This window comes from Brucella sp. NBRC 12953 (assembly GCF_040369775.1).
In the GTDB taxonomy this organism is placed as follows: Bacteria; Pseudomonadota; Alphaproteobacteria; order Rhizobiales; family Rhizobiaceae; genus Brucella; species Brucella pseudogrignonensis.
Genome location: NZ_BAABSV010000001.1, coordinates 396,855 through 414,123, shown reverse-complemented (window position 1 = coordinate 414,123; position 17,269 = coordinate 396,855). Strand labels below are relative to the sequence as shown.

The following is a 17,269-nucleotide window of genomic DNA, read 5'->3' as shown; positions in this document are numbered from 1 at the left end:
TCGGGATTATGCGGAGCGCCTCCGGTGATCACGTACCTTGAGTACGCTGCGCTCCGGTTCTCGAAAGCCACGATTTTCGGACGCCATAACCAAAATCACTAACGCTGATAAATTGAATCTGCAAAAAGCCCCATGTTTCTGTAAACATGGGGCTTTTTATTATTTCGGATTAGGCGCTCTTTTTGATCGTATTGATCACATTGCCCCATGGGTCTTCAAAGACGTGGTTGTTACCGCCACGTGTATCTTCCATTTCGACCCATGCAAGACCCGTGCGATCCTTATCGCGCAAGCCGGCACCTGAACTCTGCCAGGCATTGGCACCAATGTGGTGGTGATAGCCGCCAGTGGACAGAAACACGGCCTTGTCGCCATAGGTCTGGACGGTGTCAAAGCCAAGCTGCTGATGCCAGAAGGATTCCGCATCCTTCGCATTGCCAACACGCAAGTGAACGTGACCAACAACCGTGTTCTGCGGTGCACCGTTCCATTCACCACCTTCACGATCAATAAGGTCGAGAAGGTTCTTCACGTCGAGCGCCTCGGTGCCCATATTCACGCGATCACCATTCCACTGCCACGTATTGTGTGGACGGTCGGAATAGATCTCAATACCGTTGCCTTCAGGATCAGTCAGATAGATTGCCTCGCTGACATTATGATCAGACGCACCGGCAACAGGCAGCTGCTTGTCGATGGCGCGGCGCGACCAGCGGGCGAGATCGCCACGCGTCGGCAGCAGGAAAGCCGTGTGGTAGAGACCAGCGCTGCGTGGATCATCAGGCTTGGCAGCCGAAAACTGTTCGATTTCTATCAATTCACGATCGCCCGCACCCAATACAATGGAAGCGCCACGACGCGTCATTTCACGCAAGCCCACCACATCACGATAATACTCAGCCAGAGTTTCTGCATCGCGCGCCTTTAAGCCAATGCGCGCCACACGTACCGGTGTCGTCATAGCAAAAGGCAAAGGAGCGCTCTTTACAGTGGCAGCGGTCGAACCACCCTTATCAGCAGCGGCCATCTTCAGTGTTTCAGTCATTTCATTCTCCTTCGGCGGCATTTCTGCGCGCGCGGAAAGAATATTGCTCATGACGGCAGCACCTGCAGAACCAAGTATCGTTCTTCTGCTTATCGTCATGGCCGTCAAATCCTCTCCGTAATTATCTTCCCGCTAAAGATCACAATTTAGCGAGTGTTTCACAAGATAGCGATCAGCGAACAAGCTGTTCATCATTTGCGACATCTAAGTTCTTTTTGACGCGCTATAGCTGAGCTTGAAGATGCGTTGAAACGGCTCTAAATAGGGGGCATGAAAGTCAAAGACGCAGATATTCTTATCATCCCCGGCTACACCAATTCCGGACCCGACCATTGGCAGACGCGCTGGGAGAATAAACTCTCGACGGCACGACGTGTCGAACAGGCCGAATGGTCGAAGCCAGTCAAAGACGATTGGGTGGCACAGCTGGTCAAAGCAGCCAATGAGACGACGAAGCCGATCGTGCTTGTTGCGCATTCGCTCGGCGTTGCAACTGCGCTTCACGCTCTTCCGCAAATTCAACACAAGGTAGCCGGTGCTTTCTTTGTAGCGCCTCCCGATGTGTCGAACGAAAAGATCCGGCCAAAGCACCTGATGACATTCGGCCCTTATCCGCGTGAGCGCCTGCCATTTCCGACGATTACCGTCGTCAGCCGCAATGATCCCTTCTCAAGCTTTGAAGCCGCAGAAGATATCGTGAAGGACTGGGGTGCGCTGCTCATCGATGCAGGCAATGCAGGGCATATCAACTCGGAATCCGGACATGGTCCGTGGCCGGAAGGCTCTATGGTTTTTGCTGAATTTATGACCAATCTTCAGCCGCCAAAAATGCATTGAATCAAAGAGTTATCTAATTTTCTGATCAAATAGATTCAGAACAGTTTTGAAAGCGGCAGATTGAATGATCTGCCGCTTATTTATTTAAGCCCGGACAGCGTCAACGAGAGTTTTTGCGCCAAGACGCAGATAGCCGCTATCGTTTCCAAGTGTCAGGAACTGGAAGCCAAGCGGGATGTAGCGCCGTGCGAACTCTGCTGACGGCGAATAAATGCCAGCGAATTTTCCAGCAGCTGCGGCCTTACGAGCGATGATGCTCACTGGCTCGATGATCGCTTCGGAATCCGGATTGGCTTCACGGCCATTGCTCCAGGCAATCGAGAAGTCGGCAGGACCTACGAAAACGCCATCGATACCGCGCACGTCAAGAATCGCATCCAGCGCATCATAGGCATCGCGCGTTTCGATCATGGCGAAAGCCAGCGTGTCCTGATTGGCGGTTACGAGATAATCGTTCGAGCCCGGCGCTCCGTAATCAGCATTGGCGCGGAAAACACCCCATGAACGCTCGCCAATCGGCGGGTATTTCATTGCGGCTGCAAACTTACGCGCGTCTTCAACCGAGTTGATCATTGGCGCAATCACGGCCTGTGCGCCAAAATCGAGCGCGCGGCTTGCCATATCGAAGCGACCAACCGGAATACGAACGACTGGCGGCTTACCAGCATTGAGGATCAATCCGAGACTGCGCAACACGCTCTGCTCATCATGGCCGCCATGCTGCATATCAAGCGTAACTGCTTCAAAGGAGCTGTGCGCCAGAACTTCAACTGTCAGTGCTTCCGGTAGAGATGACCACGCGGAAAGAACTGTTTCTCCGGCACGAAGACGCGAAGACAAAGACATGCTTATTCCCCTGCATTACAAAAAACTAAGGGCGGAAACGCATTTTGCATTTCCGCCCTTTATACTACGAGTTAGTCTTTCTGAACCTGCTGGATCGCTTCCTCAAGGAAAGCAAACATTTTCTCGCGAATGGTTTCGTCCGTTACCTTCACATCTGCCGCATCGAAATCGGCGCGTAGTTTGCGGAAAACGTCTTCATCGCCAGCTTCTTCAAAGTCAGCGGCAACAACTTCACGAGCATAGGCATCAGCGTCTGCATCGTGCTTGCCAAGAAGCTGTGCAGCCCAGAGGCCGAGGATCTTGTTACGGCGAGCCTCTGCCTTGAAGCGAAGTTCTGCATCCAGTGCGAATTTGCTTTCAAATGTGTTGCGGCGATCATCCATGCCAGTGGCCATTCATACAACTCCCAAGACTTTAAGTTATGTGAGATCGTCAACCGTTCTCTTGCCTAAAGCTGGCAAGGGGCGCAAGATTATACAAGAGCCAAAAGTCACTTTATTGATTTATCTGGCTCTGAAACGCTTAAAACGGGGGAACGGGTACAAAGCAGGATTGTTAAAAGCCCACAATTGCTATACGTAGCCCGCGAGAATAGCGGCAAAAGCCGATCATCACATTTTTGGAAATCCGAGAAAAGCCATGAACCGTCGCCGCCGTATTTACGAGGGCAAGGCCAAGATTCTTTATGAAGGCCCTGAACCCGGTACTCTTGTCCAGTTCTTCAAAGATGACGCAACCGCGTTCAACGCGAAGAAGCATGAAGTTGTTGACGGAAAAGGCGTGTTGAACAACCGCATCTCCGAGCACATTTTCACCCAGCTGAACCGCATTGGTATTCCAACCCACTTCATCCGCCGCCTCAACATGCGTGAGCAGCTGATCAAGGAAGTTGAGATCATCCCGCTTGAAGTCGTTGTTCGCAACGTCGCCGCAGGCTCGATGTCCAAGCGTCTGGGCCTCGAAGAAGGCACGGTTCTGCCCCGCTCGATCATCGAGTTCTATTACAAGGCAGACGCCCTCGATGACCCAATGGTCACCGAAGAACACATCACCGCTTTCGGCTGGGCCAGCCCGCAGGAAATCGACGACATCATGGCTCTTGCCATCCGCGTCAACGACTTCCTCACCGGTCTGTTCCTGGGCATCGGCATCCAGCTTGTTGATTTCAAGATGGAATGCGGACGTCTGTTTGAAGGCGACATGATGCGCATCGTCGTTGCCGACGAAATTTCGCCAGACTCGGCGCGCCTTTGGGATGTCAACACAAATGACAAGCTCGATAAGGACCGTTTCCGCCGCGATATGGGCGGGCTGGTTGAGGCCTATCAGGAAGTAGCGCGCCGTCTCGGCATCATGAACGAGAACGACACGCCCCGTCCTTCCGGCCCTACGCTTGTGAAGTAAAGATCCGCACAGCCCGGTAACTCGCGTTCCGGGCTGTTTTCATTGTTGTTAAATTAAATCAGCAGGAACTACAGAGTGATCAAGGCACGCGTCACCGTTACACTGAAAAACGGCGTTCTCGACCCGCAGGGCAAAGCTATTGTCGGCGCGCTCGGCAGCCTGGGCTTCGAAGGCATCAATTCCGCCCGTCAGGGCAAGGTCTTCGATCTCGAACTCGAAGGCTCGGACAAGGCGAAAGCTGAAGCCGAAATCAAGGCCATGTGCGAGAAGCTGCTCGCCAACACGGTTATTGAAGATTACGCAATCGTCATCGCCTGACGCGCTGCGGCTTAAGTATAGTTTTTTGCGCGCCTTCACACCGCTTCACAGCGGGTTTGAAGGGCACTCAAATTCAAAGAGACGTAAAACGCCATGAAAGCAGCAGTCGTTCTTCTTCCGGGCCTCAACCGTGACCGCGACATGATTGCGGCCATCACCAAGATTTCCGGTCAGGCACCAATCACCGTATGGCAGACAGACACGAGCATCCCCGATGATGTCGATCTGATCCTGATTCCCGGCGGTTTCTCTTATGGCGATTACCTGCGTTGCGGTGCAATTGCAGCGCGTATGCCGGTAATGCAGGCCATTCGCGAGAAGGCCGACAAGGGCGTCATGGTTATTGGCGTCTGCAACGGCTTCCAGATTCTCGTCGAAGCAGGAATGCTGCCGGGTGCGCTGATGCGCAACACGTCGCTGAAGTTCGTCTGCCGCGAAGTGAAGCTTGAAGTCAGCAATGCGAATACCTCGTTCACGCGCGGTTATCAGCCAGGCCAGATCATCCGTTGCCCGGTTGCCCATCATGACGGCAACTATTTTGCTGATGCTGAAACCCTGAAGCGCGTCGAAGGCGAAGGGCAAGTTGTGTTCCGTTATGCAGACGGCACCAATCCGAACGGTTCGGTCAATGACATTGCGGGCATCGTCAATGCGCGCGGCAATGTTCTCGGCATGATGCCACATCCTGAAAACCTGATCGAAGGTGCACATGGCGGCGATGACGGCCGTGCACTTTTTGCAGGCGCATTGGGTATTGCAGCTTAAAACTTTAAAGCTCGACCAAGCAGATTAAATGGCCTTCGTTGCATAACGGAGGCCATTTTTTGTTGCCCAACCCAGATGCAAAATTGAGGCCGCAAAAGCGAACCGTCCTTTCAGGACCTAGAGCCTAGCTCCTAAAAATTAACTCGATGTAAGATAAAATTATGCTGTAAAAACAGTTATTTGTAGCGATTTTTCTGATCCAATAAGACACACGACACTCTGGAGTAGTTCCAGTTGATATCGAAGCGTTGAAACCTCTCGATATTTTTGTTTCTACGCGCATCTGGTTTCGAAAACCGATCCCACTTTTCGGAATGCGCTCTAGCGCCACGCACAAAATCGTGGCAGCTTGATCGATAGATACTTCCTGAGTAAACCGAATCGGGGAACGATATCGATGCAGTTATATTCACGCCCACTCTCCCCCTATTCCGCTTTTGTGCGCGGTGTTCTTTATCTCAAGGAACTGCCGTTCAAACCTATTAACCTCCCCTATCCATTTCCCGAAGACTTCATTCATGTGACACCTTTAAAGCGTGTCCCGGTGCTGATTACCGGCTCTGGCGAGACATTGTTTGAAGCAGCCGTCATTGCGGAATATCTGGAAGACCATTTTCCGGATACTCCCGTTCTGCCCGGCAGCCCGCGCGAGCGCGCTCTGATCCGCCTTCTGGCGCGTGTGACGGAGCTGGAAGTTCTCGGCCCTGCGATGAAACTCTTCATTCTTCAGAGCAAGCCTGAAAGGGACGAGGCCACTATCGAGCGGCTGTTTACCAAGCTCCACAAAGGCTTGAGCGTGGTTGAATCACGTCTCACCGATCACGATTTTGCACTCAACGATGCTCCGACACTTGCTGATGCATGGCTGCTGCCAGTACGCTTCCTCATGGAGCCGCTCAAGAAGCTTTCGGGGAAAGACGATTTACTGGCTGCTTACCCAAAATTCGACACATATGCGGTGAAAGCAAAGCAGGACCCTGCGTTCGAACTCATATGGAATGAGATGAGTGACGGGTTAAAGGCTTTCATGCCGCAGCTTGCCTGAATTATCCCGTCCAATAGAAAGCGCATTTTTGAGAATGCGCTTTAACACATTGTTTCTACGCGTTTATCGGCAAGCCACTCTTTTGTTGGTCTTGCCGAAAACGTTCTTATGGAGCCTTCCTTGAAGAACAAGACCATTGCGCTCGTTGCACTGCCTGCTCTGGCACTCTTTGCAGCCTGCACGCCGAAACCGACGCCTCCCACACCCACAAGTGTTAGCAAAGCAGCCTTGGCAACCATGGAGCGGATCGCTGTGGGAGCGAATAGCTGTTGGTTCAAATCCAATGATAAGGATTTTCGCGGCTATGCATTTGCGCCGGAACTTAATTCTTTTTCAGGGCGTCCACGTATGTTGGTGGTTCCTGCTCGAAATCTGGCGGGACGCCCGCTCCTGGTTGTGCAAGCAGAAGGCAATCCAGCACGCATTGAAGCTTTTGGCCCGATGATGCAACAGGGTCATAGCAGTCGCATCAGTGCTGACATTAATCGTTGGGCATCGGGCCAAAAAGGCTGCTGACGTTCAAATTTAACGGATGTGGAAACGGACCTTGCGCGATTCCACATCTGCCTCGTTCCGCGTAATACCTATATCGCGAAGCTGCTCGTCCGTCAGATCAATCAATTCAATGCGGCTGCGGCGCAGCATGAGACGCAGAGAGCACCATTCAATGAAACGCTGCCAGACAGAACGAGAAGCGTAACAAAAATCGCTTTCCCTTGTCTGGATTGTATCAATTGTATCTATCTCATCGTACTTAACTGACGTATATGTCATAGCAAAGAGCCTTTTAAACTGGGCTTAGCCGATATTATGCATCAATCTGATGCGTGAAACGTAAATACAATTGACTCAAATATCGGTACAATGCTTATATTGTGACCATGACAAATTGGCTTCCCGACCTCACCGGAAAATCCGGCCCACTCTATCTTCAACTTGCTGACGCAATTGAAGAAGCGATCGCCCTTGGAACTTTGCCTGCGGGACAGAAGCTACCGCCGCAACGCAATCTGGCTTATGATCTGAAGGTGACAATCGGTACAATCGGGCGCGCTTATGCTCTCGCGCATGAGCGTGGACTTGTAACCGGCGAAGTTGGTCGCGGAACTTATGTGCTTGGCAGGACCGACGGCAAGAATGCGCCGCCTGCCTATTCGAGCGATGGCATTGCTGGCACACGTATTCAGGACGCACCACTCGACAAGGGGCGCTTCGATACGACGGCAGCTCCTGACGTCGGACAAAATACGATACTTGAGCCGCTGATTGCGTCTGTTATTCGCAATTTCCCGCATGAGGTTGTCAACTACACGCGACATTTCCCGCAACACTGGCTTGAAGCCGGACGTCAATGGCTCAATCAGGAAAACGCTCCTGCCGATGCGAGCAATATTGTTATCACCAACGGCGCACATGCTGGTGCAATTGCGGCGATTACGGCTTTCACCTCGCCCGGCGACAGGATTGTTTTTGAAGATCTCACTTACACACAAGTGAGCCGGTCCGTGAAAATTGCCGGACGCCGCGTCGCGATTGCTGCAAGCGATGAATATGGCATGATCCCGGAAGAATTCGAGCGGGTCTGCAACCAGCAGCACCCGACAATGGCGTTTCTCATGCCAAGCATCCACAATCCAACGCTTGCGACCATGCCCTATGAGCGCCGAGTGGCGATTGCCAATATCGCGGCTCGACACAATGTCTGGCTTATTGAAGATGACACATACGGGGTTATGACCCGGTCAAATATCCCGAAGATTGCCGATATTGCACCGGAACGCACATTTCTTCTCGGCAGTCTTTCAAAGGCCGTAACGGCTGGCTTGCGCTGCGGCTGGGTGGCCTGCCCGCCGCATTGCGCACAACGTTTACGCGTGACCCACAAGCTGATGACGGGCGGCGTTTCGTTTCTGCTCGCTGAAACTACCGCACAGATGGTGCTTTCAGGTCAGGCGAATGCCCTGCTGGACAAGTGCTCGGCTGAAATCGAATGGCGCGAGCAATTGGCCCGCAAGGTCTTCGCCGGTTACGACTTTGTTTCTTCACCGCATGTTCCGATCCTCTGGCTGAAACTGCCGGAACCATGGCTTGCCAGTACATTCAAAGCAGCCGCCTATGAAAACGGACTACTGATCGACGATGAAGACGAGTTCAAAGCCGGGCGCATTGATCGAACTTACCACCGGGTTCGTATTGCTTTTTCCTCACCGACGGATCGTAATCTGATCGAAAATGGCTTCGCAACTTTGCGGCAATTGCTGGAAAATGAACAAGTAGGCTATGAAGGCAGCATTTGAGCCGGGAAATCGGCATTTTCCTGTCGCGCTTCCAACAGAGTTAGGTTAAAGAGGCCCCTTGAAACCTTAGGTGTCCGCCCTTCGGCAGAAGTTTCCGGGTACCGCAGCCTGCGACGGGGTCCCTCATCTCGATGACTATTTCCAATAAGCGCGACATCACGCCGGAACTTATCTCTGCTCACGGCCTCAAGCCGGACGAATATCAGCGTATTCTCGACCTGATCGGACGCGAACCAAGCTTCACGGAGCTCGGCATTTTCTCGGCCATGTGGAATGAACATTGTTCCTACAAGTCGTCGAAGAAGTGGCTGCGTACTCTTCCGACAACCGGCCCACGCGTTATCCAGGGTCCGGGTGAAAACGCTGGCGTTGTTGACATTGGCGATGGCGACTGCGTCGTCTTCAAGATGGAAAGCCATAACCACCCGTCGTATATCGAGCCTTATCAGGGCGCGGCGACAGGCGTTGGCGGTATTCTACGCGACGTTTTCACGATGGGTGCTCGTCCAATTGCAGCCATGAATGCCCTGCGTTTCGGTGAGCCCGACCATCCAAAGACCCGCCACCTTGTTTCCGGTGTTGTTTCCGGCGTTGGCGGTTATGGCAATGCTTTCGGCGTTCCGACCGTTGGTGGCGAAGTGAACTTCGACAAGCGCTATAACGGCAATATCCTCGTCAATGCATTCGCAGCTGGCCTTGCCAAGCATGACGGCATCTTCCTGTCGGAAGCCAAGGGCGTTGGCCTCCCGGTTGTCTATCTCGGTGCCAAGACGGGCCGCGATGGCGTTGGCGGTGCAACGATGGCATCGGCTGAATTTGACGAATCGATCGAAGAAAAGCGTCCAACCGTTCAGGTTGGCGATCCATTCACCGAAAAGTGCCTTCTGGAAGCCTGCCTTGAGCTGATGGCTTCGGGTGCGGTTATCGCCATTCAGGATATGGGTGCTGCAGGTCTCACCTGTTCTGCCGTTGAAATGGGTGCGAAGGGCGATCTCGGTATCGAGCTCATTCTCGACCATGTTCCGGTTCGCGAAGTAAACATGACAGCTTACGAAATGATGCTGTCGGAAAGCCAGGAGCGTATGCTCATGGTTCTCAAGCCAGAAATGGAAGACGAAGCACAGGCAATCTTTCGTAAGTGGGGCCTCGATTTCGCAATTGTCGGCAAGACCACTGATGATCTGCGCTTCCGCGTCATCCATCAGGGTGAAGAAGTTGCAAACCTGCCGATCAAGGAACTCGGTGACGAAGCTCCTGAGTATGATCGTCCATGGATGGAACCGGGTAAGCACGCACCGCTGCCTGCCAGCAATGTGCCGCAGGTTGAAGACTATTCGGATGCGCTGCTCAAGCTTATCGGCTCGCCGGATGGTTCATCGCGCCGCTGGGTTTACGAACAGTATGACACACTCATTCAGGGCAACTCGCTGCAGCTCCCGGGTGGCGATGCTGGTGTGATCCGCGTTGAAGGTCATGCCACCAAGGCACTCGCTTTCTCGTCAGACGTAACACCACGCTATTGCGAGGCTGATCCGTTTGAAGGCGGCAAGCAGGCTGTTGCCGAATGCTGGCGCAACATTACCGCAACCGGTGCTGAGCCGCTTGCATCAACCGACAATCTCAACTTCGGCAATCCTGAAAAGCCGGAAATCATGGGCCAGCTGGTCAAGGCAATTGAAGGTATCGGCGAAGCTTGCCGTGCGCTCGATTTCCCAATCGTTTCGGGCAACGTATCGCTCTACAACGAAACCAACGGTCAGGCGATCCTGCCAACTCCGACCATTGCCGGCGTCGGCCTCATTCCTGACTGGTCGCAGATGGCCAAGATCGGCGGAATGCAGGATGGCGACACGCTGGTTCTGCTGGGCGGCGACGGCACCCATTTGGGTCAGTCAGTCTATCTGCGCGATCTTTTTGATCGTGCTGATGGCCCTGCTCCAACGGTTGATCTTGCGCTTGAAAAGCGTAACGGCGAGTTCGTCCGTTCGGCGATCCGCAATGGCCAGGTGACAGCCTGTCACGACCTCTCCGATGGTGGTCTTGCCGTTGCTGTTGCTGAAATGGCAATCAAGTCCGACAAGGGTGCGGTTCTTGATGCGGGCGACGGCCTGCCACATGCCGCGCTGTTTGGCGAAGATCAGTCGCGTTATGTTGTTGCAGCAACACCTGAAATGGCGAAACTCATTGCGCTCAATGCAGAAGGTGCTGGCGTTCCGTTCCGTGTACTCGGCACGGTCGGCGGCGACCGCCTGAAGTTCGGTGCAACGGTTGATGTCGCAATTGCAGAGCTTAACAATGCTTTTGAAGGCTGGTTCCCGGGCTTCATGAGTGGAGAAGCTGCAGTCGACAACTAATCGTTATTGGTTAGAACTGTTACCAATTGACGCCCGGCCGGGAACACCGCGCCGGGCGTTTGCTTGTCGGCAATTTAAACGTTAGACAGTTGAATATTGACGTATCACGATGATGCGTTACGATTCGAAACGAACAAGAAGAAGCCCTAAAAGGCAGGAGATTTTGTATGGCTATGGACGCTCATGAGATCGAAAAACTGATACGCGAAGGTATTCCCGGCGCAAAGGTTACGATCCGCGACCTTGCCGGAGACGGAGATCATTATGCGGCGGAAGTTGTTGCGGAAAGTTTCCGTGGCAAGTCACGCGTGCAGCAGCACCAGATGGTCTATGACGCCCTCAAGGGCAACATGGGCGGCGTGCTTCACGCCCTTGCCCTCCAGACCAGCGTACCAGAATAAACTAATCCAACACCGCCCTCGGTTGAGCTTTCCAGCCTTTAGCCAAGTGTTGAAATACACGCAATGGCACTTGGAAACGACAATCCGGGCGGTGATTTTCTTCCTGCGGCAAGATGTTGCCCCCAAAACAGCCGGATTTCGCGCTAATTTGACTTGCTTTCACCTTTAGAGGGTGATTACCAAAGCTCAGCTTACTATATTGGGGTAGAACCTCTCCCTACGCGGGCCGGGATTTGAACCGGCATCCTGAAAGGAACTAAAATGACCGGAATCAACGATTTCATCGACAATGAAGTGAAGACCAACGACGTCGTGCTGTTCATGAAGGGCACACCAGGTTTCCCACAGTGCGGTTTCTCCGGTCAGGTCGTTCAGATTCTCGACTATATCGGCGTCGATTATAAGGGCGTGAACGTTCTTGCTTCCGACGAAATCCGTCAGGGCATCAAGGATTACTCCAACTGGCCAACCATTCCTCAGCTCTATGTAAAGGGCGAATTTGTTGGCGGTTGCGACATCATCCGCGAAATGTTCCAGTCCAGCGAACTACAGGCACTTTTTACCGATAAGGGTATTGCAACCAAGGCCGCTTGAGGATTAATTACCCCTCATACGGCTTTTAAAGCTCACCTTTTCTAAAAGGCGCCGTTTCATGGCGCCTTTTCTATTGCCCGATGCATAGCCATCATAGGCAGCATCTGCTGCCGGGCCGCTGTTTTCTAAATTCTGACTACTACACCGGCACTCCCCTGACCGGTGTGCCGTTTATCGAGGACTACCCAAATGCCAATCGACATTCAAAATGGTTCTCCGGACCAGAAGACTTCCATGCGCGGGCGCGGCGAGTTCATCGCTCTCATTGCAGCGATCATGGCAATCAATGCGTTGGCAGTGGATATTATGCTGCCTGGTCTGCCGCAAATTGGTGCCAGCCTTGGCGTGCTCTCAGAAAATCACGCACAGTTTGTCATTACGGCCTATCTGCTCGGCTTTGGCGTATCGCAGCTGTTCTATGGTCCGCTGAGCGACCGTTTCGGCAGAAGATTGCCTCTCTTTGGCGGTTTGCTGATCTATATACTCGCAGCACTTGGTGCAGCCGTTGCAACGGATTTCACAACACTTATTGTTCTGCGCGTATTGCAGGGACTGGGTGCTGCAGCAACGCGTGTAATTGCCGTTTCAGTTGTTCGCGATAAGTTCGCCGGGCGTCAGATGGCTGAAGTCATGTCGCTCGTCATGATGGTCTTCATGATCCTGCCAGTGGTCGCTCCAGCAACCGGTCAGCTGATTATGCTGTTCGGTGAATGGCATCTGATCTTTCTGTCTATGGCGCTTATGGCTGTTATAATCGGTGTATGGGCATATTTGCGCCTGCCCGAAACGCTGCCCGTCAGCCATCGTCGTCCGTTGACAGTCAAGAGTGTAATCGGTGGTTTTGGCATCGTTCTGTCCAACCGCGTAGCGCTCTTCTACATGCTCGGTACCTCGTTCATTCTTGGAGCGCTGTTCGGCTACATCAACTCGGCGCAGCAGATCTTTGTTGATATCTACAAGCTTGGATCGCTGTTTCCGCTGGCCTTTGCTGCCGTCGCCATGACGCTTGCTCTCGCATCGTTCCTCAACTCCCGCCTTGTTGGTCGCTACGGTATGCGCCGCATTTCACAAACAATGCTGCTGGTATTTGTCGGCTTCAGCCTGCTTTGGGTCGTGCTTTCTGTGACGTTTAGTGGTCCCGTGCCATTCTGGATGCTGATGACGATCTATATGACCATCATGTTCTCGTTCAGCCTTGTAACGGCTAACTTCAATGCGCTGGCTATGGAGCCTCTGGGCGAAGTCGCCGGTACGGCATCTTCCGTTTTGGGCTTTGCACAGACAGTCATCGGCGCAGCACTCGGCGCAGTCATCGGTCAGGCATTCGATGGAACGACAACACCGGTCGCCGCAGGCTATTGTGTGCTGGGCTTCATCGCATTCATCTGCGTTTTGATTGCTGAGCGCGGCAAGATGTTCAAGCCGCACAACAAGCCAATCTGATTAGAAACTGAAAAGCCCGCCAAATGGCGGGCTTTTCTTATTCTTCCCAAAGAGCTGCCTGAATGGCTTTCCAGCTTTCCTTGTCAGGTGCAATCAGCAGCCCACCGCCGGTGTGCGACGGCAGATAGTCGCTTTCATCCCAGCGTGCGAGATACCCACCCGCTTCCTGATGGATAAGCGCACCGGGCAAATGATCCCAAGGCATCAGCTTGTTATAGACTGCGAAATGCGCGCCGCCCGTCGCGATAATACGATATTCATGTGCCGCACAGCGATAGCCGATCTTGGAGAGAAACTTCGTCTGGTTGCGTGCAAGGCGCGAACGGATCGGATCGACAGTATATTGCCAGGAAACCGCACCGGTCATCTGCGAAATATCAACAGGCTCAGCCACACTCACGCGGCTCGTTGAACCATTGGCATGGCGAATATGCGCGCCACTACCCTTTGAAGCAAGAATCCAGTCCTTGCCGACCGGATCATAGATAATGCCGGCAACTGTCTCGCCTTTGGATACAACCGCCAGCATTACGCCGAACAGGGGAACACCTGAAGCAAAATTGAAGGTGCCATCGACTGGATCGATCGTGAATGCAAGATCCGCATCACCGAGCCCATCAAGCAAAGCCTCATCATCAGAACAAGCCTCTTCCCCCACGATCAGCGCGTTGGGAAAGCGTTCACTGAGGCGCGCCGTGATATAGCGCTCGGCATTCACATCGGCTTCTGTGACGAGATCGGCAGCAGAAGTCTTTTGTCGAATATCACCCTGCCCCAGCTGGCGAAAGCGAGGCATGATTTCTTCGTTGGCTGCGTCTGCCAGAAGATCGGCCAGCCAATCAATCTGCTTTTCATCAAACTGCACTATCATTCTCCACGTCGGAATTTGCCATCAGGCCTGCGAAATCGAACAGTTTGCGGTCGAGAAGATGGCTCGGGCGCACATTGGTCATGGCGCGGATCATCGTGTCCTTACGGCCCGGCATACGCTTTTCGATATCGGTCAGCATCGCCTTCATTGCATTGCGCTGCAGGCCTTCCTGGCTACCGCAGAGATCGCAAGGAATGATCGGAAACTGCATCGCAGTCGCAAACTTTTCCATATCCTCTTCCGCCGCATAGGCGAGTGGACGGAAAACCATGAGATCACCTTCGTCATTGAGAAGCTTCGGCGGCATGGCGGCAAGACGGCCACCATGGAAAAGATTCATGAAGAAGGTTTCGAGAATGTCTTCGCGATGATGGCCAAGAACAACGGCCGAGCAGCCTTCTTCTCGCGCTATGCGATAGAGATTGCCGCGGCGCAAACGCGAGCAAAGGGAGCAATAGGTGCTGTTTTCAGGCAGCTTTTCAGTAACAATGGAATAGGTGTCCTGATACTCGATGCGATGCTTAATACCGTAGCTGTTCAGGAAATCCGGCAGAATGTGCTTCGGAAAATTTGGCTGACCCTGATCGAGATTGACCGCCAGCAATTCCACCGGCAGCACACCGCGCCATTTGAGATCGAGCAGAAGCGCCAACAGACCGTAGGAATCCTTACCTCCGGAAAGGCAAACCATCCAACGCTCACCAGGCTTTACCATGGCAAAGTCTTCGATAGCCTGGCGCGTATGACGCAGGAGACGTTTACGCAGCTTGTTGAACTCAACCGAGGCTGGCACATCGCGGAAAAGTGGGTGGCAGCCATCGCCTCCGTTTTCGTCTGCGATATCTGACCCGATGTTAGGATCAAAAGCGTTCATGATGCTTCCTGCGAATAAGAGAGATTATGTTTACATACAGAAAAGCCACCCTCGGGAAAACCGAGGGCGGCCATTTATTTCAGCTAAATGAGCCAGAGGCTCAAAATTAACGCGAATAGAATTCGACGACGAGGTTTGGTTCCATCTGAACGGCGTATGGAACGTCGCCGAGAACTGGAACGCGTGCGAAGGTCGCAACCATCTTGTTGTGATCGACTTCAACGTAGTCAGGAACATCGCGTTCTGCGAGCGCAACAGCTTCGAGAACAACAACGAGCTGCTTCGACTTTTCGCGAACTTCAACAACGTCACCAGCCTTCAGGCGGTAGGACTGAATGTTGACGCGGCGGCCGTTTACGTTGACGTGACCGTGGTTGATGAACTGGCGTGCAGCGAAGATCGTTGGAACGAACTTTGCGCGGTACACAACAGCGTCCAGACGCGATTCGAGCAGGCCGATGAGGTTTTCACCGGTATCGCCCTTGCGGCGAGCTGCTTCGTCATAGGTCTTGCGGAACTGCTTTTCCGAGATATCGCCGTAGAAGCCCTTGAGCTTCTGCTTTGCGCGGAGCTGTACACCGAAGTCGGACAGCTTGCCCTTACGGCGCTGACCGTGCTGGCCTGGGCCATATTCACGACGGTTTACAGGGGACTTCGGACGGCCCCAAATGTTTTCGCCAAGGCGGCGATCAATTTTGTACTTAGCGGATTCGCGCTTGCTCATCGCATTTCCTTTAAAAAGTTAGTGCACCTTACGGCGCAGACAGGAAACGCGCCCTCCTCTGCCCTTGGGTTTCAAGGACTGACAGAATGAAGCGCGCAGCTGCGATCTTCATCCACGGGACACGTCAAATGAAACGCCGGAGCGTTTAGGCTCCAGCGATGGCGGCTTTTAGTCATTGGAGTGTCATCTTGTCAAGGCTGAAGCCCTGATTTTAAGCCATTTGGCCAGTTCAAAGCGGATCTTAAATGGCACAAGGCATCATTTATAGAAGAAGCACGTCGAACTGGGTCTGATCGAAGCCAATTGCAACGTTCTGCCATCAAGCGTGAAGGAACGACATATCACCTTTCAACATTACTCGTTAGCGCCCGATATCAAAAGAGGTGAATATGGCCGTTTCCTTCGCTTTCCTTCAAAGGCTGATGATTATCGCCTTCGCTACTTTCGCGATTGTGGTGTTTCCGCAAGAGAACTGGGGCAGTCTTTCGAGCGCTAACGCGCAGAACCTTATCGAAAGGGTGTTAAACGGTAACGCCAGACACACATCTTCCCACAAGCGACCGAAGAAAAAGCGTATAGCCAAACAAAAGCAATCAAAAGCATTGCCTGCTGCGCCTAGCCCTTCAGCTACCCCCGCACCCGTGGTTATTCCGTTACCGACGCCATCACCTCGCCGCGAAGAGGAAACAGCAAAGCAGCCTGAACAATCGGAGCCTACTCAAACACCTCCTACTGAAAAGGCTCCACTTCCCGATAAAAAACCAGAGCAACCGGTAGAAAGCGCTGAACCGCCCCCCGCACCAGCACCCCCTGCAAAGTCCGAACGTGTCTATCAAGTGTCATGTCCTGCACTGATGGCCGGAGACGTAGAGGGCAAGCTGTTGCCACCGATTGAAGATGGCCCGCAATGCAGCGCTCGTTCGCCTCTATCGCTCACAGCTATAGGAAAAACCGAGCCGCTGAAATTCGCCACCGCAGTCACGACAAATTGCGCCATGGCTGTGACGCTTGCTGAGTGGTCGAAAGATGTCAGTGACGCCGCGAAGAAAGTGTACGGCGACAGCATCAAGATCACTGAAATCGGCACCGGTTCGGATTACCAGTGCCGCAAGGTCAATGGTGCTTCGACGGGGCGAGTGTCAGAACACGCTTTCGCCAATGCGCTTGATATCATGTCATTTAAGTTTTCAGATGGCTCGAAGACGGAGCTCGAAAGCGGTTGGAATGGGTCTGAAAAAGAGAAAACTTTCTGGCGCGCGGTGCATGGTGCGAGCTGCAAGCTTTTCATGACTGTGATCGGGCCCGACGGCGATGCTGCGCATCGCACAAACATGCATCTGGATCAGGGCTGTCACGGCAAATCCTGCCTTGCTCGAATCTGCCAGTAAGATATTCTGCTAGAGCATTTCCTGTTTTGATTGAATTATTGGAAATGCTCTATCCATTTGTTT

Annotated in this window: 19 protein-coding genes; 12 read left to right on the top strand and 7 right to left on the bottom strand. The window is 53.0% G+C overall.

The genetic code is table 11. From position 1 onward, the window contains the following. Nucleotides 1–169: 169 nt before the first annotated feature. A complete protein-coding gene (locus ABWV94_RS02080; RefSeq protein ID WP_237853831.1) occupies nucleotides 170–1,027 on the bottom strand; it encodes a VOC family protein in 858 nt (285 codons plus the stop codon). Nucleotides 1,028–1,315: 288 nt separating this feature from the next. Here ABWV94_RS02080 and ABWV94_RS02075 point away from each other — a divergent pair, with 288 nt between their 5' ends. Continuing rightward, nucleotides 1,316–1,882, top strand: a complete 567-nt coding sequence (locus tag ABWV94_RS02075) for an alpha/beta hydrolase (RefSeq protein WP_113498609.1) — start codon at nucleotides 1,316–1,318, stop codon at nucleotides 1,880–1,882. Nucleotides 1,883–1,966: 84 nt separating this feature from the next. On the opposite strand, the gene ABWV94_RS02070 is transcribed toward ABWV94_RS02075, so the two are convergent. Continuing rightward, entirely contained in the window at nucleotides 1,967–2,734 is a 768-nt protein-coding gene (locus ABWV94_RS02070; protein WP_200635756.1) for an HpcH/HpaI aldolase family protein, read from the bottom strand. A 65-nt stretch (nucleotides 2,735–2,799) separates the two neighbouring features. Then, on the bottom strand, nucleotides 2,800–3,123 hold the full coding sequence (locus ABWV94_RS02065) for a DUF1476 domain-containing protein (protein ID WP_113498607.1): 324 nt from the start codon (nucleotides 3,121–3,123) through the stop codon (nucleotides 2,800–2,802). A gap of 244 nt (nucleotides 3,124–3,367) precedes the next feature. On the opposite strand from ABWV94_RS02065, the gene purC reads away from it, so the two are divergent. The 5 genes from purC to ABWV94_RS02040 all read left to right on the top strand — a co-directional run bounded on the left by purC (nucleotide 3,368) and on the right by ABWV94_RS02040 (nucleotide 6,776). Next, on the top strand, nucleotides 3,368–4,132 hold the full coding sequence (gene purC / locus ABWV94_RS02060) for a phosphoribosylaminoimidazolesuccinocarboxamide synthase (protein ID WP_007874627.1): 765 nt from the start codon (nucleotides 3,368–3,370) through the stop codon (nucleotides 4,130–4,132). A 75-nt stretch (nucleotides 4,133–4,207) separates the two neighbouring features. Next, on the top strand, nucleotides 4,208–4,450 hold the full coding sequence (gene purS / locus ABWV94_RS02055; RefSeq protein ID WP_079211779.1) for a phosphoribosylformylglycinamidine synthase subunit PurS: 243 nt from the start codon (nucleotides 4,208–4,210) through the stop codon (nucleotides 4,448–4,450). A 93-nt stretch (nucleotides 4,451–4,543) separates the two neighbouring features. Beyond that, a complete protein-coding gene (purQ, locus tag ABWV94_RS02050; RefSeq protein ID WP_064320489.1) occupies nucleotides 4,544–5,215 on the top strand; it encodes a phosphoribosylformylglycinamidine synthase subunit PurQ in 672 nt (223 codons plus the stop codon). Between the two features lie 397 nt (nucleotides 5,216–5,612). Further along, nucleotides 5,613–6,260 (top strand): glutathione S-transferase family protein, encoded by a 648-nt coding sequence (locus tag ABWV94_RS02045; protein WP_007874617.1) that lies wholly within the window; start codon nucleotides 5,613–5,615, stop codon nucleotides 6,258–6,260. A gap of 120 nt (nucleotides 6,261–6,380) precedes the next feature. Further along, nucleotides 6,381–6,776: a hypothetical protein gene (locus ABWV94_RS02040; protein WP_007874615.1), complete on the top strand. Its 396-nt coding sequence runs from the start codon at nucleotides 6,381–6,383 to the stop codon at nucleotides 6,774–6,776. A 9-nt stretch (nucleotides 6,777–6,785) separates the two neighbouring features. On the opposite strand, the gene ABWV94_RS23350 is transcribed toward ABWV94_RS02040, so the two are convergent. Next, a complete protein-coding gene (locus ABWV94_RS23350; protein ID WP_231194110.1) occupies nucleotides 6,786–6,905 on the bottom strand; it encodes a YjiS-like domain-containing protein in 120 nt (39 codons plus the stop codon). Nucleotides 6,906–7,141: 236 nt separating this feature from the next. On the opposite strand from ABWV94_RS23350, the gene ABWV94_RS02030 reads away from it, so the two are divergent. The 5 genes from ABWV94_RS02030 (at nucleotide 7,142) to ABWV94_RS02010 (ending at nucleotide 13,349) form a co-directional block, all read left to right on the top strand. Then, nucleotides 7,142–8,557 carry an aminotransferase-like domain-containing protein gene (locus tag ABWV94_RS02030; protein ID WP_113498603.1) on the top strand — a complete coding sequence of 472 codons (1,416 nt, stop codon included), beginning with the start codon at nucleotides 7,142–7,144 and terminating at the stop codon, nucleotides 8,555–8,557. Nucleotides 8,558–8,688: 131 nt separating this feature from the next. Then, nucleotides 8,689–10,911 carry a phosphoribosylformylglycinamidine synthase subunit PurL gene (purL, locus tag ABWV94_RS02025; protein WP_113498601.1) on the top strand — a complete coding sequence of 741 codons (2,223 nt, stop codon included), beginning with the start codon at nucleotides 8,689–8,691 and terminating at the stop codon, nucleotides 10,909–10,911. Between the two features lie 167 nt (nucleotides 10,912–11,078). Beyond that, the gene (locus ABWV94_RS02020; protein WP_007874594.1) at nucleotides 11,079–11,312 is read left to right on the top strand and encodes a BolA/IbaG family iron-sulfur metabolism protein; all 234 of its coding nucleotides are present in this window, start codon (nucleotides 11,079–11,081) and stop codon (nucleotides 11,310–11,312) included. A 261-nt stretch (nucleotides 11,313–11,573) separates the two neighbouring features. Next, nucleotides 11,574–11,906 carry a Grx4 family monothiol glutaredoxin gene (gene grxD, locus ABWV94_RS02015; protein ID WP_007874592.1) on the top strand — a complete coding sequence of 111 codons (333 nt, stop codon included), beginning with the start codon at nucleotides 11,574–11,576 and terminating at the stop codon, nucleotides 11,904–11,906. A 189-nt stretch (nucleotides 11,907–12,095) separates the two neighbouring features. Beyond that, nucleotides 12,096–13,349, top strand: a complete 1,254-nt coding sequence (locus ABWV94_RS02010; protein WP_007874590.1) for a multidrug effflux MFS transporter — start codon at nucleotides 12,096–12,098, stop codon at nucleotides 13,347–13,349. A 37-nt stretch (nucleotides 13,350–13,386) separates the two neighbouring features. Here ABWV94_RS02010 and ABWV94_RS02005 read toward each other — a convergent pair whose 3' ends face one another. From ABWV94_RS02005 to rpsD, 3 genes are all read right to left on the bottom strand, one after another. Then, entirely contained in the window at nucleotides 13,387–14,220 is an 834-nt protein-coding gene (locus ABWV94_RS02005) for an inositol monophosphatase family protein (RefSeq protein WP_502905148.1), read from the bottom strand. Beyond that, nucleotides 14,204–15,094, bottom strand: coding sequence for a tRNA 2-thiocytidine(32) synthetase TtcA (ttcA, locus tag ABWV94_RS02000; protein ID WP_007874586.1), 891 nt, complete (start codon nucleotides 15,092–15,094; stop codon nucleotides 14,204–14,206). The genes ABWV94_RS02005 and ttcA overlap by 17 nt, the downstream gene beginning before the upstream one ends. Before the next feature lie 106 nt (nucleotides 15,095–15,200). Then, the gene (gene rpsD, locus ABWV94_RS01995; RefSeq protein ID WP_007874584.1) at nucleotides 15,201–15,818 is read right to left on the bottom strand and encodes a 30S ribosomal protein S4; all 618 of its coding nucleotides are present in this window, start codon (nucleotides 15,816–15,818) and stop codon (nucleotides 15,201–15,203) included. Nucleotides 15,819–16,207: 389 nt separating this feature from the next. Here rpsD and ABWV94_RS01990 point away from each other — a divergent pair, with 389 nt between their 5' ends. After that, nucleotides 16,208–17,206, top strand: coding sequence for an extensin-like domain-containing protein (locus ABWV94_RS01990; RefSeq protein ID WP_113498596.1), 999 nt, complete (start codon nucleotides 16,208–16,210; stop codon nucleotides 17,204–17,206). Nucleotides 17,207–17,269 lie beyond the last annotated feature (63 nt).

What these genes read in the sequence shown, in the direction of transcription:
- ABWV94_RS02080 (WP_237853831.1), bottom strand. Translation starts at nt 1,027, where the DNA reads ATGGCCGCTGCTGATAAGGGTGGTTCGACCGCTGCCACTGTAAAGAGC.
- ABWV94_RS02075 (WP_113498609.1), top strand. Translation starts at nt 1,316, where the DNA reads ATGAAAGTCAAAGACGCAGATATTCTTATCATCCCCGGCTACACCAAT.
- ABWV94_RS02065 (WP_113498607.1), bottom strand. Translation starts at nt 3,123, where the DNA reads ATGGCCACTGGCATGGATGATCGCCGCAACACATTTGAAAGCAAATTC.
- purC (WP_007874627.1), top strand. Translation starts at nt 3,368, where the DNA reads ATGAACCGTCGCCGCCGTATTTACGAGGGCAAGGCCAAGATTCTTTAT.
- purQ (WP_064320489.1), top strand. Translation starts at nt 4,544, where the DNA reads ATGAAAGCAGCAGTCGTTCTTCTTCCGGGCCTCAACCGTGACCGCGAC.
- ABWV94_RS02045 (WP_007874617.1), top strand. Translation starts at nt 5,613, where the DNA reads ATGCAGTTATATTCACGCCCACTCTCCCCCTATTCCGCTTTTGTGCGC.
- ABWV94_RS23350 (WP_231194110.1), bottom strand. Translation starts at nt 6,905, where the DNA reads ATGCTGCGCCGCAGCCGCATTGAATTGATTGATCTGACGGACGAGCAG.
- ABWV94_RS02030 (WP_113498603.1), top strand. Translation starts at nt 7,142, where the DNA reads ATGACAAATTGGCTTCCCGACCTCACCGGAAAATCCGGCCCACTCTAT.
- purL (WP_113498601.1), top strand. Translation starts at nt 8,689, where the DNA reads ATGACTATTTCCAATAAGCGCGACATCACGCCGGAACTTATCTCTGCT.
- ABWV94_RS02020 (WP_007874594.1), top strand. Translation starts at nt 11,079, where the DNA reads ATGGCTATGGACGCTCATGAGATCGAAAAACTGATACGCGAAGGTATT.
- grxD (WP_007874592.1), top strand. Translation starts at nt 11,574, where the DNA reads ATGACCGGAATCAACGATTTCATCGACAATGAAGTGAAGACCAACGAC.
- ABWV94_RS02010 (WP_007874590.1), top strand. Translation starts at nt 12,096, where the DNA reads ATGCCAATCGACATTCAAAATGGTTCTCCGGACCAGAAGACTTCCATG.
- ABWV94_RS02005 (WP_502905148.1), bottom strand. Translation starts at nt 14,220, where the DNA reads ATGATAGTGCAGTTTGATGAAAAGCAGATTGATTGGCTGGCCGATCTT.
- ttcA (WP_007874586.1), bottom strand. Translation starts at nt 15,094, where the DNA reads ATGAACGCTTTTGATCCTAACATCGGGTCAGATATCGCAGACGAAAAC.
- rpsD (WP_007874584.1), bottom strand. Translation starts at nt 15,818, where the DNA reads ATGAGCAAGCGCGAATCCGCTAAGTACAAAATTGATCGCCGCCTTGGC.
- ABWV94_RS01990 (WP_113498596.1), top strand. Translation starts at nt 16,208, where the DNA reads ATGGCCGTTTCCTTCGCTTTCCTTCAAAGGCTGATGATTATCGCCTTC.